Raw genomic sequence first — 16,169 nt, 5'->3', positions numbered from 1 at the left:
TCAGACTGTCAATGAGATCGTTAGAACACTCATTGCTGGCACCCGCAAGCTGACTTTGTTCTCTTCAACATCGTAAGCGGTGAAGTCTTGGATCACCACATCTTCAGGATGATCAAAATCATTGTGTGCGTTCATTTTGTCCCCCACGATATAACGAGCTTCTTTCACTTCATTGATCGCTGTTTCCAGGGAGAAGGATAATTCTTCCGTGCCTTGGGTAGCAAAATTACAAACCGATAGATGGATCGTATCCTCTTTTTTCGAAATCGTATACGTAATGGTATCACTGCTAGTTCCATGGCTATCAACGGTTTCAGCATCTTGATGGACTTTGTACAAATCAAAGACATGATAGCTTGGGGTTTTCACCATTTGTTCGCCATCTGTCAAAATCATCGCCTGCAGAACGTTGACGGTTTGTGCGATATTTGCCATATGCACTCGCTTGGCATGTTTATGGAAAATATTCAAGGTGATCGCTGCGACCATGGCATCACGGATCGTATTTTGTTGGTATAAGAAGCCTGGATTCGTCCCAGGTTCTGCTGAGAACCAAGTGCCCCATTCATCAACAATGATTCCCACACGCTGTTCTGGGTCATACTGGTCCATGATCGCGCTGTGGCGGGTCAATAATTCATCCATGTAGGCTGCTTTTTCACAGGTCACTTGCCACTCTGCCTCATCAAATTTCAAGGCGCTCCCTTTTTCTTCCCAGCCCTGCGGATGAACGTAGTAGTGCAAGCTTAGGCCGTCCATCAACCAATGGGCGTTTTTCATCAGTGTTTCTGTCCAATGATAGTCTGCGACATTCGCTCCGCCAGCAACTTTGTAGATTTTTTTGTCACCGTATTGGCGGACATAGGTTTGATAGCGGCGATACAGATCCGCATAATACTCTGGCCGCATATTGCCGCCGCAGCCCCAGTTTTCGTTTCCTACGCCAAAGAATTTCATTTCCCACGCATCTTCATGGCCATTTTCTCTGCGAAGATCAGCCATCGGAGAAATGCCATCCATCGTGATGTATTCCACCCATTCCGACATTTCTTGCACCGTTCCGCTGCCGACATTGCCGTTGACATACGCGTCACATTCCAGCTGCTTGATCAATTCAAAAAATTCATGGGTCCCGAAATGATTGTTTTCAGTCACGCCGCCCCAGTGAGTGTTGACCATCGTTTTGCGGTTTTCTTTAGGACCAATCCCGTCTTTCCAATGGTATTCATCGGCGAAGCAGCCGCCTGGCCAACGAAGCACAGGGATTTGAATGTTTTTCAGTGCTTCAACCACATCGATCCGCATCCCATTTTTATTTGGGATTTGCGAATCTTCTCCAACGTATAATCCTTCATAGATACAACGGCCTAGATGCTCTGCAAAATGACCGTAGATATATTTGCTAATCGTTGTTCCTGATTTTGTGTTTTGAATGTTAATCGTCATTGTTATACTCCTATTCTTTGATTCCCCAAATGGACTCATTATTATCGCCAATCGTTGAGAACGTTAATTTTTGCTGCTCAAATTCTGTTATTTCCTGAGTTAATAAAATTCCTTTGAAGGTCGCTTCTTCAAAAGTCAATGCCAAGTATCCCGCATCGTACGTCCAAGTTCCGGTCAGGTCACCAGTAACGCTTCCATCTTTTTGAAGCTCGATCGTCTGCGTTTTTAGCATGGTCGTTCCATTGTCGGTACCATGGTTAATGATTTCATAGTGCCCGATAATGTCATCTTCTGTCAAAGCATCCGCTACTTGTTCATTGCCTCGATACTCGTAGGGTGCTGGAACTGGCCAGCCCTCCTCATTCATATACATTCTGTTGACCCGCACTTCATGGGCTTCGGTTCCATTGTTAAAGCGCGTATGGTACACCAAGGACCACTGACCATTCTCATCGATGATCGCCGAATTGTGTCCCGCTGCTCGATACCCCATTTGTTGAAACGAGAATTGGTAGTTGCCAATCAATTTGATGCCGTAGTTTGAATTTTGGTCCCCTTGTTCTAAGATTGGGCTATTTCCTTGGGCATCAAGGTAAGGTCCTTCTGGTTTTTCAGCGCGAAACAGTCGCATATTGTAACCACCTTTTGCTGCTAAACCACCGTAAGTGACGAATAGGTAATAATAATCGGTTTCCTCATCATATACAATATAGGGACCTTCTCCTGATTGATGATAGCCGCCAAAAAGCTTGATCCCGAAATAGCGATCAATGATACGCCCATCTTCCGTCGTGCTATCTTCCCCAGGATACATTGGTTTTCCAGTGGCTGGATCAACTTCCAATAAAAAGATACCGCCAGACCAAGAACCATAGGTCATCCATAGTTTCCCTTCTTCATCATAAAACAACGCTGGATCAATGGCGTTTGGCGCATAATCGGTGTTATACGTCAGACCATCTTCGATCGCCCAGTTTTCACTGAACCCACTGATTTTCCCCTCTTTGATCAATTTGGCCAAATGGGTATTTTGATAGTTGGTATTGCGTTCACTACCATCTGTCGAATCTTTTTCTGTAAAGCCAGAATAGATCACGGTATCCGCATAGCTGTAAGGTCCTTCGATCGTTTTAGCTACGGCCAATCCAATCGCTGAACGCCGCCAAGTAGAACTAGCTGAGTAGTAGAGCATGTAGGCTCCTTTGTCTCCATTTGACCATTCATAATCAGCATTCCAAATGACATCTGGTGCCCAAAGGCTGTAACCACCTTGTGAATCGGCATCATCATAGCCTGCCCATTCAAAAGTCTCAGCTAGATTTTCTTTTGTGTTACCATAGATCATATTGTCTTCCATTGATTCATATTCGTGAGTGAAAGGCACTTCCCAAGTTTGTAAATCTTCTGTTTTCGCTTGGGCGAGATGCGAACCAAATACGTAAAATAGCTCTTGGTCACCAACATGAATAGAAGTAATCGATGGGTCATGAATCGACACTCGATTTTTTGTCGTTGTTTCCCACTCCTTTTGTGAAAGTTGCTCAGCAGCATCTCCTGTTTGACAGCCAGCAAGAAATAAACTAGTAAAAAAAACGGACATGGTTAAACAGAGCATTTTTCTTTTTGTATTCATTTTTCCCTCTCTTTTATCTATCCTTTGACTGCACCGGGTTCGCCAAAATCAGGTAATCCATTTTTTTTCCAAGTAAACGGTTGGACATACGCATGTCGATTGGGATTTTCTAAAGGATTACTGTAATCATTTTTTTCTGGTCTTGCATGATACACTAAGATCTCTTGTTTCCCCTCCTCATCGACTGTAAAGGAGTTATGTCCTGGTCCGTATAGGGAATTTTGTTCAGAACTTGAAAAGACTGGTTCCTTCAACTTATGCCAAGAATACCCATTCAATAAATCACTATCCTCATCTGCCCACAACAGTCCCATCGCGTAGTTTTCATCCGTCGCACTGGCTGAATAAGTAATGATCACTTTTCCATTTCTAATCAAAGCAGCTGGTGCCTCGTTCACTTTGAAGCCAATTTTTTCCCATTCATAATAAGGAATGCTCAGCAGAATCTGCTTTCCTTTCAATGTCCAAGGATTTTCCATCTCTGATAAATAAAGATTGGAATTGCCTGGAATGTTTGGATCTGCTTGTGCCCAGACATAATACAATCGGTTCCTGTGTTCGAATACCGTAGCATCTAAACTGAAACTCTCAAATTGCGTCTTGATCTGTCCTTTTTCTACCCACTCGCCTGCAAAGGGATCTTCATTCGCATTTTCGATCGCAAACATCCGATGATGATGCTGATCATTTCTGACTTCTCTATGATCTGCAGCAGCAAAATAGATGTACCATTTCCCTTGAATAAAATGAATCTCTGGTGCCCAAATCAGTTCACTCATGGGGCCTTCGGCATGAGCCGTCCAGATGACTTTTACTTCACCGTCAGCCAGTCCTTTCAAGGTTTTCGCACGCCTTAATTCGATTTCCTGATACCCTGGTTTTGATCCAGTGAAGTAATAATATCCATCGGTATGCTTGTATATCCATGGGTCTGCACGTTCTAATACAATCGGTTCCAAATAATTTTCTGCCATAAATTCTACACCTTCTTAAATAATTCCATTTTCCGTTTTTAGTATTTTTATTGCTTTGTTTTTAGACATATACATCGTCGTAGCTAGTAAATAGAGGACGACACCGATCACATCATAGATGATCAAATGGATGATGACACAGGCGATCATCCAACGTATCGTTCCTTTGTTTATTTGTTTGTCTCGCATATTCTTCGCGTTGATCCAACTGATAACGCCCATCAAAATCGTCGCTAACGCAACGATCATAACTACCTTCGATATCATTCCTACCAGACTTGACTGCAAGTATTCATACTGATTTTGATTTTGAAATGCTGCGATCCCTTGTTCTTCAAACCAAGGATAATACCCAAACATCGTTACAAGACCAATACAGACATCCCAGACCGCACTGGCACGTAGTAAATTTCTTTCCAATTTTCGATTCATGATCTTCACTATCCTTTTATTCCTGCATTTAAGTTCATAGATTCAATGAAGTATTTTTGAGCAAATAGAAACAGCATGACGGTGGGAATGATCGCAATCAATGCCGAGCCCATCAATTGACCAATCATTCGGTAGTTGCCATAAATGTCTTGTAGTAATAGCAAACCGGCTGTGATCGGCATTTTACTAACATCCGTATACACGATCACTGGCCACAAGAAATCATTCCATGAACCTGTGAAAGAAAAGAGGCCTGCAACGATCAACACAGGTTTGATCAAAGGAACGATGATCTCTGCAAAAATTGTAAATTCATCTGCACCATCCATTCGTGCTGACTCGTCAAATTCAAGCGGGATACCTTTCATAAACTGTCGCACAAGAAAGATATTTCCCATTCCTGCTAAGCCTGGAATGATCATGGCAAGAGAAGAGTTGACCCAGCCGAAGGTTTCAATGATTTTGTAAGACGGAATCAAATTCACTACACCGGGAAACATCGAGATGCCCATCAAAAGATAAAAGATACGATCACGGTATTTAAACCGCATTCTGCCATAGCCATAAGCGGTCACTGAAACAACGATCACAACTAAAACAGTGTGCGTGACTGCGATAAACATTGAATTCCATAACCACTGCATTATTGGTGCAGTAGACGTATTAGTCAAAATCGCTACATAGTTATCTAATATCCAGTTTACGGGTAATAAACGAAACCCAGTGGAGACGATTTCGGTTTGAGAACGAAAAGAAGTGGCGAAGCTAAAAATCAATGGAATAACCCAGATGATACATAAAACGATCAGAAACAAATATGCGATGACCATACTAGGTATATGTTTCTTTTGTGTATTCATTTTTTTGCCCCCTTAAGTATTGCTTCTATCTAAAAGAAAATATTGAAATACGGACACACACATAATGATCAATCCTAAGATGACTGCCATTGCCGAAGCCATTCCTGCAATTGACTCTCCTTGACTAAAAGCCAGTGAGCGGATATACATCATCAATACAGTCGTGCTTTGGTTTGGACCTCCACCTGTCATCATCAAAGGCTGCGCAAAGACATTAAATGCTCCAGCAGTTGTCATCACGATCGTATATAACAGTGGAAAGCGAATAGATGGCAAGGTCACATTCAAGAATTTTTGGAATGCTCCCGCTCCGTCGATCTCTGCCGCTTCATAAAGGTCTTCATTGACACCCGCTAAAGCTGAGCGATAAATGATCATGTTACCACCGATTGCTCCCCAAATGCTGACAACAAAAATTAAGATCCAAGCATAGGGTTGTCGCGAAGCCCAAGAGAAATCGAACCCAAAAATATTATTGACGGCACCTAATCGAGAGTGGAAAATCAATGACCAAATCAAAGAACCTGCTGAAACAGAGATAAGACCTGGAATATATAGAATTGCTTGAAAAAGTCCTTTCAGCTTCACTTTTTTATGTTGCAATGCAGCTGCAATCATCAGTGGAATGATGATTTGTAACGGCACCATGATCAAAACGAAAATAAAGGTATTTTTCAAACCATTCCAAAATTGGGTATAGAACGTCGAGGAACTATCAAACAATAATGTTTTATAGTTGTTAAAACCGACCCAGACTGGATCAGAGATCAAATTCCATTGCGTAAATGAAGCATAAATACCATAGATCGTTGGAATACATACAAAAATAATAAAGAGTACCATGTGTGGTCCAATGAATGCGATCGATGCCCAGTTAATGCTCTTTTTTTTCATTCCTTTCATTCCCTTCTAAAAATTGGAAAAGGGGATAGAATTATCCCCCCTTCACTTATCTAGCTACTTCTGCAATCTTATCTTCGACATATTGTTGCATCGTTTCTAATCCTTCATCCATATCTAATTCACCGTAAGCGATATCTGTACTATAAACATCTAATGCTTCTAAGACATAAGAGAAATAAACGTAGTCAAAGATGTAAAGTGTTTCTTCTTCCTCTGGTGTAGAAGTAAAGAATGATTGTGGGTATTGTTGGTAATCATCACTTTCTAAAATATCTTTACTTGCAACGATTTGACCGGCTTTTGCCCATTCGATCGAGTTTGTACGAACAAATTCTAAAAATTGTGCGATTACTTCTTCTTTTTCTTCTGTTCTGCTTTCACTCTTCAACATGCCAAACATATGAGAAGCTGCTCGGTTGGTTGCGATGTCATCTGAAGTCGAATAAATATTTGTTACGCCCCAATTCAAGCCCTCAACCGCATCATGAGCGGTAGAAGTCCAAGTACCATCTGTTGATAAGAGTACGTTTCCGCCTTGGAACATCAAATACCCATCTTCTCCATAAGGTGTCATCAGGCCTGCATCTGTTAACGCTTTAATTCTTTCTAACGCTTCTTTCATTTCTGGCGTATTCACCGTCGGGTTCCCAGCATCGTCAGAAATCGCGCCGCCTAAGTTACGGATTTGCGCTAAGATAACCCAAGAAAGTAACGCATTATTTACGACATAATCGCCTTCTTCCATCTGCCCTGCTAATGACATCATTTCATCAAACGTCACGATGTTATCGTCTAACCAAGAAGTGACATTGTATTTTTCTAAAAGATCTTGATTGTAATACATGGCACTGGCATGGATATCTAATGGGATCGTATATTGAGTATCGCCGATTTTCCCTGCATTCCACGCCGTATCTAAATAATTGCTTTCTTCTAACTCAGGTTGATAAGAAACCAGACGATCAACCGGATCAATAATATCGGAATTGACAAATTCCTCTACTTTATAAGAATGCATCAAAGTCAAATCTGGAATCCCACTTTTAGAACTTACGACCGTACTTAATTTAGTGTACATATCAGACGTGATCACATGATTGATTGTATAATCGGAACCTGATTGTTCATTGAATTCATTTACGATCTGATCCATATAAGCGCCATCATCACCAGTAAGGGGTGACCAAAAATTAATCGTGTATTTTTCTTTTTCCGCTGCCTGATAACGATTAAAACCAATAAGGGCAACTGCAACGACTGCAACTAAAGCACCAATAATAATAAGTTTCTTCTTCATGTTTTTCCCTCTTTCATAGAAATTGAATTTTGGTCTTTGAAGCCGAACACGCCTATCCTCCTTCTCTTATTTGCTATCCCAGCATTTATAATTGCATTATTCATTTCTAGTGTTTGCAAACACTTTCAATTTACAAATAAATCATAACTTGATTTGTAATCGCTGTCAACAATATTTTGATTAATTTATCTAGGATAATATCTATATTAATTAATAAATATATTAATAACTAGCGAAATAAACAACGCTATTTACACAAATTAGCAAATATGTTAACATTCAAGTAAATCAAACAGTTTAAGCGGAGGTGACACGATGCAATTAGAAATCAATCAAGAAGCATTGCCTGTCTATGAGGCACTTGCCAGTAACGTGCGAATCAAAATCATTCAATTGCTGGCTAAAAACAAGATGAATGTCAAAGAGTTGGCACAGGAGTTGGGCTTAAGCAGCGCCATCATTACGATGCACATCAAAAAATTAGAAGAAGCCAAAATTATCAAAACAGAGCGTGTGGGGCAAAAAAAGATTTCCAGTTTAAGAGTGGATCATATCGATATCAACTTTCCTGAGAAAATCTTTAATGCCTTTGATACAAAAGAAACGGCGATACCGATCGGTCATTATACAAATTATTCGGTAGAACCAACGTGCGGGCTTGCTACTTCAGCTGATTTTGTGGGAATGGTGGATGAACCGAAGTTTTTCATGGATCCTCGACGAATGGATGCCCGCATCTTGTGGTTTACTAAAGGATTTGTTGAATACCAATCGCCAAACTTTTTAGCAAGAGAAGAAAAACTGGAAATGATGGAGATTTCAATGGAAGTTTCGTCTGAATTTCCTTTTTCCAATAACAACTGGCCGTCAGACATCACCTTCAGCTTAAATGGTGTGGAGCTTGGTACATGGACTAGCCCAGGGGATTTTGCAGATATTCGCGGCAAGTATACACCGGATTGGTATCCAGACAATCTCAATCAGTACGGGTTATTGAAGACGATCCGCATCATGGATCACGGAACCTACATGGAAGGTGTTCCTCTTTCCGACATTACGATCAAGGATATACCTGCCTACGAAGATACGTGGCACTTAAAAGTGGAAGTCAAAGAAGATGCCGAGCATGTCGGCGGTTGTACCCTCTTTGGCAAGGGGTTTGGGAATTACGATCAGGATATCAAACTGAAAATGTTTTATAGCTAAAAAAAACGCTAGTCTTAGCGGCTGACCCAAACATTTCTTTTGGGAATCAGGTCGCTAAACTAGCGTTTTTGTTATTTCTTCAAATGGTAACTGTACGTACTTACAATGATGTTCTCACGCCAAGAGAGTCTGAAACGCAAGCGCAGGCTTGTTTGGTTGTGCAAAATATTTTGCCAGCGACGTCTTGGGACAAACTGTGGAATGATGACGGTCGTTGTGTAATTGTGTTTGGCTGCATTGCGGCTGACTAGATCCACATAACGCAAGATGGGATTTTCAATCGAACGATACGAAGAATGAACGACGGAGAAACGCACGTCTGGGAATTTTTGCTTAAATTCTTGTTCGATCTCTTTTTCTTTCTTCACATCTTCATCCAACGAGACGTGCATCGCCACGACATAATCACCAATCGATTGGGCATAGTTCAATGCGCCGATATTTACTCGGGTAACATTTCCGACGAGAACGATCACGGTATTTCCTTCATAAACATGCAGTGCTTCTTGTTTTTCCAATCGCAGCTGTTCTGCGACTTTTTTATAATGATCATGGATCTTGTAAAAGATATACAAGAGGATCGGCATGATAATGAAGAATGGCCAAATATCGCCTAAGCGATACACGAACAAGATGGCAATGATCGCAAAAGAAATCAAAGCCCCAATGATGTTGGCGATCGATTTAAAGAACCAGCCTTTGCCTTCTTTTTTCCATTTGACGACCATTCCGCTTTGGGATAGTGCAAAAGGAATGAATACCCCGATGGAATACAACGGAATCAAACGCTCGGTCGATCCTTGGAAGATAAACAATAGGACGATGGAACCAGCAGCTAAGGTGATGATCCCGTTTGAGTAGCCGAGACGATCCCCACGGTCTTGATACATGTGTGGCATATATTTGTCTTTGGCTAAGTTATACGCCAACACGGGGAAGGCGGAAAATCCTGTATTTGCGGCAACTGCTAAAATCAACGCTGTGGCAAATTGCAAAACGTAGTACATAAACCCATGACCAAAAACAGCAGAGCCGATTTGAGATAGGACGGTCACTTCTGCTTCTGGTACGATACCGTACCAATAGTTGATAAAAGTGATACCGACGAAGAAGAACCCTAAGATCGCAGCCATGATCGTCAAGGTCGCAGCTGCATTTTTCGCCCGTGGTTTTTTGAAAAATGGCACCGCGTTACTGATCGCTTCGACCCCCGTCAAAGAAGAGGAACCTGATGAGAAAGCCCGTAAGATCAAGGCTACGGATACCCCAGGCACCACAGCTCCCGGCAGTGCGGTTGCATTCAACGGTTGCGCACCAGTTACGATGTTGTACAAGCCGACCACGATCAAGACTGTGATCACTGCGATAAAGGTGTAGACTGGAATCATTAAGAAGCTAGCTGATTCTCGCAGCCCTCGCAGATTCATCATCATGATCAAGAGTACGATCACGACAGAAATGGCCACTTGATGGCCGAACAACGCTGGCACAGCAGAAGTGATGGCTTCCGCCCCTGCTGAGACGGATACTGCTACTGTCAGCATATAATCGATCAACAGTGAGCCGCCGGCAATCAGGCCCGCATTTTTCCCTAAATTTTCACTACTTACTACATACGCCCCACCACCGTGAGGGTATGCATGAATGATCTGACGGTAAGACAAGGTCAATGAAATCAAAAGAATAATAACAAAAGCAGCGATCGGTAATGAATACCAGATAGCAGCAGCGGAAAGTGCCACTAATACGACAACGATCTGCTCTGTCCCATAAGCAATCGAAGACAAAGCATCAGAAGATAGCAACGCAAGGGCCGCCGTCCGGCTCAGTTTTTGTTCATCATTCTCTGCGGATTTCAATGGACGTCCGACCAACAAACGTTTCAAATACTCCACTTTTTCTACACTCCTTTTCATGAAAAAATCCTTCGTTAAACTTGTAACGATATCCTCACAAATATTGAATTATCAAGACTGTATGCTACTCTTGTAACCGCGAAAAGTCAATGAAAATCAGATGAAAAAACGGCCCTTTTTCCCTCTTTTGATTATTAGAAATTTCACGTGATGGCACAAAAGCAGAAAGAACAAATGCTCTTTCTGCTTTTCGATGTTAGTGGAAGAAATGACTTTCTTTGGAAATGTCGCTTAATTTCTTCGTAGAGTTGACTAGATAAGGATACGCGTAGGTACCGACGATCCCAAAGACCAGGAACAAAATCGTTAAAATAACCAATTGTGGCACGGCATTTGGCCAATAGATCCCGCCAGCTGATTCTCTTAACAGATTGACTGCATGGGTAAATGGCAGCAGCGGATTAATGAATTGGAAGAACTTCCCAGAAACTTGGATCGGGTAGTTTCCTCCCCCGCCTGAGATGGAGAGAACCAAAATGATGATGGCGATCCCTTTCCCGAGGTTGCCGAACAGTCCTGCCAGTACGTAAACGATCATCATAAAGGCGAGTCCGACGAGTAATGCGAAGAAGACACTGTACACTGGATTGTGGACATCAACGCCTAATAAAAACATATTTCCTAGGGTCACGATCAAACTTTGGGCGACTGCCATCGTCAAGAACGTCAGCATTCGTGCCACAAAGGTTTCACGTTGGGTAAATCGTTTTTTGTCTTTCTTCTCTAAATGATACTCCGTTGTAGCGACACTTGACAACAATAATGCCCCTACCCACAAACACAATGCGGTATAAAACGGTGTGCTAGCTGAACCATTGTTGGCGATTGGATAGATTTCATTGCTTTTTAATTCCACTGGTTGTTTGAAGAAGTCGGCTTCATCGGTGGCATCAAGTTTCAATAATTTGATGACTTCCCCGAGATCGACTTCATTTTCGCCTGCTCGGATCGCATCAGCGGCTTTGTGGATACCTGCTTTGATACTTGGCCAATCGTTATTGATCAAATCAACGGCCGCATCCAAAGCTTTTTCAACTTCTGGTAGTTTTTCATCCACCATTGCCATCGTAGAGCTGATTTCTGATTTGATAGTTGGCCAATCGTTTTGCAAGAAGTTTACGGCCAGCCCTAATTTTTCTTCGACCACTGGCAATTCGTTGTTGTACAGGTCGGCTCCTTTGTTGATGGCATTGACGATTTCATCCATGTGACCATTCAGCATCGTATTGGCATCGTGCAATTCTTGCTTGATGGCAGGCAATTCTTTTTGGTATTTTTCCAAAATCGTCACGGCATTGCTGACCACTGATTTGGTGGAAGACAGCAACGAGTCAAAATCGATCTCTTGGGCTTTTTTCAAGACATCTTCGGCGGTGGTGATGGTTTCGATTAGTTTGGTTAGAATGTCGTTGATGGTGGTGGTGATTGAATCAACATTGATGCTGTTCATGAGATTGGCAACGTTTTGAGCAGCTGCGGTAACTTGATCGAGATACGCTGTAATTTCATCAACAGACCCATTTTGAACAAGGTTATTCAATTGCGATAAGCGGTCAGATAAAACACCTAACGTTGTTTTGGCATTGCTTAGTTGTGCAATGATACCTTCTAGGTCGGCGTTACTGCCAGAATTCTGAATATTGGTTAAAAAGGCAATCAAGGAATCCAAGGCTGCTTGTTGTTGTTGGATGTTCTTTTGAAAGTCAGTGATCGTTGCACTGATTGCTTGACGCTCTTCATCTGTTAGTTCATTGTCAGCCAGCGCTTGGCGAATCGTACTTGTTAGACCGGCTGTGGTGGTTGCCACTTGACTGATCGACTCAATCGTCACCTTCACACTGCTAGAAATACTTGGCAGGGCATCTTGCAATTGTTGCGCCCCATCTTTGGTCGCGGTGGCGAAGCTGGCGGCTTGGTCGCCTAGTTGTTCGATCTGTGGTAAAGCGGCTTGCACTTGTTCAATGACTTGCAGTCCTTGCTTGGCGGTGTCGATGCCGTCCGTCATGGTGCTGGCAATGTCATCGAAATCATCGTCGATCATCTTCAATTGTTTGCCAGCATTTTGGATCTCTGGGATCTTTTCTTGCAAGGTCAAAATGATGCTGGCTTCTTTCTTCAATGCAGGCAGCTTATCGTTTAAGCCGATCAGTTTTTCCCCCATGGCATCCACTTGTGGGATATAATCGGTGAATTCTTCGGCTTTTGCGATCTTTTCTTTGATTTCTGGAAACTTATCGTGCAAGGTGACGATCTCTTTCGTATAGCCATCGATCGTAGCCAAATTGTCATCGGTGTCTAAGATCATCGATTTGACTTTGTTGATGCTAACTAAGTTGGAATCAATGTCATAGCCGATTTCATTGAAGACTTTTATCAACGTGGAGCTGGCGGTTTCAATAAAGTTTTGTGAGATCTCTTCTTGAAGGCTGCTGGCTCCTTTATCGGTGATTTTTGGTGCGATAGCGTTGATTTTTTGGTTGCTGTAATACTCGATGGTCGGTTTTTCGATTTTCCCGCTGGTAAAGCTGATCAGATCATCTGAAAAATCCGCTGGCAGATAAATACCCGCGTAATATTTTCCTGACTTGACCCCTTCTACTAAGTCCTCTTTTGAATCCAAGAAACGCCAGCCCAACTGCTTGTTTTTATGGAGGGTATCGATGACTTCATCACCGATATCGATGTGCTTGTCTTGAAATTCTGCCCCTTTATCCGCACTGTAAACGGCAATCGGCAATTCACTGGTGTTGCCGTATGGGTCCCAGAGGGCTTTGATATTGAACCACGCATAAAGCGAGGGTAAAATCATTAAGGCAATGATCAAAAATGCAGAGATTGGATTGCTGAAAATTCGTTTCCAGTCCAGTTTATATAAATAGAAAACATTCTTTAGTTTATTCATTTTTTTCTTCCCCCACTAGTTCTTCGTCGAAGGATAATTTACCATGTTTTTCCCCCGCCGCCAACGGCTAGGATCGACCAAGAAAAGTCCTTTTGACAAATGGACGTTTTTGTCAAAATGAAACCCCTTTACTTTTTGTTTTTTTTCGCTTATTGTTAAACTTTCTTTAACTTTACCATGATGGCGAAAAACACACCACTCATATCCTTTGATCTGTTTTTTTACAGGCCTTTCCTATACAAAAAAAGCTTCCTTTTTCTGCAACGAAAAAGGAAGCTTTTTTAGGCATTATTTCAGTTGATCCTTTGCCAATAACTCATACACATACTTCAATGAGGTAGCTTCGCCATATAACTGAAGATCTGCTTTTTCCTCTGGGGAATAGACTTGATCAAAGCTTTGATCGGGAATCAGCACGACATCGATGCCCGCACGCGTCGCGGCTGTTGCTCCCACAAGAGAATCTTCCATGACTAAAGCTTTTTCTGCTGCGACTTGCGCTTTTTCTAAAGTCAGCAAGTAAGGTGCTGGATCAGGTTTATGGGCGGAGACGTCATCGCCAAAGGTCTGATAGTCAAAGGCCTGCAACAAATCGAAATGCGCCAACAATTCAGAGGCTCTTTTTTTCATCGTCGAGGTGGCTAATGCCGTTTGGAAGCCTTTCTCACGAGCCAATGCGATGGTTTCTTTCGCATAGGGTTTGGTTTTGAAGGTGCCATCGGTTATTTGCTGGGCAATATAGACTTCTCGTTCTGCTCGTAATTCCTGCACCCGCTGCTGACCGCCTACGAGGTCGGCTAATTTAGTGGCAGTCTGTTGCCAACTTTGACCACGCCAACCAAAAATATCAGCGGCTGTAATCGGAAGCTCATACTTTTTAAATAGCGCCAACCACCCATCAAAATAGACTCTTTCAGTATCGACTAACAATCCATCAAAATCAAAAATCAAAAGTTCTTTCATAAACGCTCCTTCGTTTTGCTAAGATTTTTTCCTCACTCATTGGGGATCAAGACATCTCTCGACTTTTGTCAGCAGCTGCTTGCACTGCTTTGATGACAGCCGCACGAAAGCCATTTTCCTCTAAGGTTTTGACTGCTTGGATCGTTGTGCCCCCTGGCGAGCTGACACGATCCTTTAAGACGCCTGGGTGTTCCTTCGTCTCTAATACCATCTTCGCTGCGCCTAATACCGCTTGAGCAGCAAATTCATACGCCATCGGCCGCGGCATTCCTTCTGCCACTGCTCCATCTGCCAAAGCTTCAATGAACAAATACGTGTAGGCTGGTGAAGAACCGCTGACACCAATGACTGCATCGATCATGCTTTCTGGTACTTGCTCGGCTTTGCCTAGGCTTTCAAAAAGCTGTTTGACTTCGTTGGCTTCGGCTTCCGTCACTTGACCGTTGGGACTGATAGAAGACATCCCTTCCCCCACCAGTGCAGGGGTATTTGGCATGACCCGCACGATTTTGTGCGCACCGATGATTTCTTCCATTTGCGCGATCGTCACACCCGCGGCAATAGATACTAGCAAATGCTCCTTGGTCAAGCCGTCTTTTAAATCAGCAAGCAAGCGGGGAAAGACAAAAGGTTTAACTGCTAAGACGAGGATCTCCGCTTTTCCGGTGACATCTGCTAGCTTAGTTGTCCCAGTGATCCCAGTTTCTTTTTCTAATTGTGCCAAAGTCGGCTCGTAGCGATGGTTATAAACCAAGATCTCTGCTGGTTCATACAGGTTTGCTGCAATCAAGCCGTTGATGATGGCTTTTGCCATGTTACCGGCTCCTAAAAAGGCGATTTTTCTCATAGTTTTCACGCTCCACTTCTGATTTTGGTATCACTTTTTGCTAAAAAAGCCTAATCAATGACTAGGCTTCAAACTCGATCATATACGGATGCAAGGCGGTGTTATAGATCCCTTCTGTATATTCTACCACTTCTCCTTGTAGATCATACGAATAACGGGTTCGTTTCAAGGCAGCGACCTCTGGCGTGATCATAAACTTCTGTTGCTCTTCGGTCAAGGTCGTTGCCACGAACGCATCTTGAAAGCGATCGATGATCATTCGATGTTCATCCAATAGGCGATACAATGATTTTTCTTCAAAGACCTCGATGGAGGTACCCTTTAGCTGCTTTGGCAAATGGTACTCATAGTAAATAAAGGGTTGGTGGTCAAAATAATACATGCGACGTAAACGCATGACTTCTTTGCCCATCAAAGAATACGCGGGGTGCTCAGGCGCAAGTTCGACTAATTCATAGCTGAGGTTTTTCTTCGTGTATTCCTTGCCAGTCTTTTCAAGCAATTGGCTAAACGTCGTGCCTTTTGACAGCTTGTTATAAGGGCGATTGCTTAAAACCGTCGTCCCACGTCCGCTGCGTTTTTCCACATACTCATCTACCGCTAACAATTCGATGGCTTTGCGGACAGTGATCTTGCTGACATTGAAGGTGGCTTCCAATTCTGTTTCCGTCGGTAAAAATGAACCAATCGGGTAGCGACCCGACATGATGTCTTCTTTGAGCTTATCGGCAACATCACGGTAAAGAATGTGTTTGCGTTTCATTGCTATCTCGCCTTTCTCTCATTGGAT

Annotated in this window: 13 protein-coding genes; 1 reads left to right on the top strand and 12 read right to left on the bottom strand. The window is 42.7% G+C overall.

All coding sequences use genetic code 11. The features are described from left to right. The 7 genes from Q1X33_RS06375 to Q1X33_RS06345 are packed head-to-tail and all read right to left on the bottom strand — an operon-like array spanning position 1 to position 7,545. The gene (locus Q1X33_RS06375; RefSeq protein WP_034868841.1) at positions 1 to 1,446 is read right to left on the bottom strand and encodes an alpha-N-arabinofuranosidase; all 1,446 of its coding nucleotides are present in this window, start codon (positions 1,444 to 1,446) and stop codon (positions 1 to 3) included. Positions 1,447 to 1,456: 10 nt separating this feature from the next. Next, positions 1,457 to 3,079: a glycoside hydrolase family 43 protein gene (locus Q1X33_RS06370; RefSeq protein ID WP_005227288.1), complete on the bottom strand. Its 1,623-nt coding sequence runs from the start codon at positions 3,077 to 3,079 to the stop codon at positions 1,457 to 1,459. A 17-nt stretch (positions 3,080 to 3,096) separates the two neighbouring features. Beyond that, positions 3,097 to 4,053, bottom strand: a complete 957-nt coding sequence (locus Q1X33_RS06365; protein ID WP_005227287.1) for a family 43 glycosylhydrolase — start codon at positions 4,051 to 4,053, stop codon at positions 3,097 to 3,099. Positions 4,054 to 4,068: 15 nt separating this feature from the next. Continuing rightward, positions 4,069 to 4,494: a hypothetical protein gene (locus Q1X33_RS06360; protein WP_005227286.1), complete on the bottom strand. Its 426-nt coding sequence runs from the start codon at positions 4,492 to 4,494 to the stop codon at positions 4,069 to 4,071. Beyond that, positions 4,494 to 5,345 (bottom strand): carbohydrate ABC transporter permease, encoded by an 852-nt coding sequence (locus Q1X33_RS06355; protein WP_005227285.1) that lies wholly within the window; start codon positions 5,343 to 5,345, stop codon positions 4,494 to 4,496. Before Q1X33_RS06355 ends, Q1X33_RS06360 begins: the two co-directional genes overlap by 1 nt. Positions 5,346 to 5,357: 12 nt before the next feature. After that, a complete protein-coding gene (locus Q1X33_RS06350) occupies positions 5,358 to 6,248 on the bottom strand; it encodes a carbohydrate ABC transporter permease (protein WP_005227284.1) in 891 nt (296 codons plus the stop codon). A 46-nt stretch (positions 6,249 to 6,294) separates the two neighbouring features. After that, a complete protein-coding gene (locus Q1X33_RS06345) occupies positions 6,295 to 7,545 on the bottom strand; it encodes an extracellular solute-binding protein (protein WP_005227283.1) in 1,251 nt (416 codons plus the stop codon). A 315-nt stretch (positions 7,546 to 7,860) separates the two neighbouring features. Here Q1X33_RS06345 and Q1X33_RS06340 point away from each other — a divergent pair, with 315 nt between their 5' ends. After that, positions 7,861 to 8,751 (top strand): transcriptional regulator, encoded by an 891-nt coding sequence (locus Q1X33_RS06340; RefSeq protein WP_005227282.1) that lies wholly within the window; start codon positions 7,861 to 7,863, stop codon positions 8,749 to 8,751. A 71-nt stretch (positions 8,752 to 8,822) separates the two neighbouring features. Here the strand turns inward: Q1X33_RS06340 and Q1X33_RS06335 are convergent, their stop codons facing one another. The 5 genes from Q1X33_RS06335 to Q1X33_RS06315 form a co-directional block, all read right to left on the bottom strand. Continuing rightward, positions 8,823 to 10,646 (bottom strand): APC family permease, encoded by a 1,824-nt coding sequence (locus Q1X33_RS06335; RefSeq protein ID WP_005227281.1) that lies wholly within the window; start codon positions 10,644 to 10,646, stop codon positions 8,823 to 8,825. A 217-nt stretch (positions 10,647 to 10,863) separates the two neighbouring features. Next, positions 10,864 to 13,569 carry a YhgE/Pip domain-containing protein gene (locus tag Q1X33_RS06330; protein ID WP_074934422.1) on the bottom strand — a complete coding sequence of 902 codons (2,706 nt, stop codon included), beginning with the start codon at positions 13,567 to 13,569 and terminating at the stop codon, positions 10,864 to 10,866. A gap of 288 nt (positions 13,570 to 13,857) precedes the next feature. Beyond that, entirely contained in the window at positions 13,858 to 14,532 is a 675-nt protein-coding gene (locus tag Q1X33_RS06325) for an HAD family phosphatase (RefSeq protein ID WP_005227279.1), read from the bottom strand. A 46-nt stretch (positions 14,533 to 14,578) separates the two neighbouring features. Beyond that, positions 14,579 to 15,379 carry a pyrroline-5-carboxylate reductase gene (gene proC, locus Q1X33_RS06320; RefSeq protein ID WP_005227278.1) on the bottom strand — a complete coding sequence of 267 codons (801 nt, stop codon included), beginning with the start codon at positions 15,377 to 15,379 and terminating at the stop codon, positions 14,579 to 14,581. A 61-nt stretch (positions 15,380 to 15,440) separates the two neighbouring features. Next, positions 15,441 to 16,142 carry a GntR family transcriptional regulator gene (locus Q1X33_RS06315; protein ID WP_005227277.1) on the bottom strand — a complete coding sequence of 234 codons (702 nt, stop codon included), beginning with the start codon at positions 16,140 to 16,142 and terminating at the stop codon, positions 15,441 to 15,443. Positions 16,143 to 16,169 lie beyond the last annotated feature (27 nt).

Source organism: Enterococcus sp. B2E4 (assembly GCF_030499455.1).
Lineage (GTDB): Bacteria > Bacillota > Bacilli > Lactobacillales > Enterococcaceae > Enterococcus_D > Enterococcus_D casseliflavus.
This window is presented reverse-complemented; position numbering and strand designations above follow the sequence as displayed.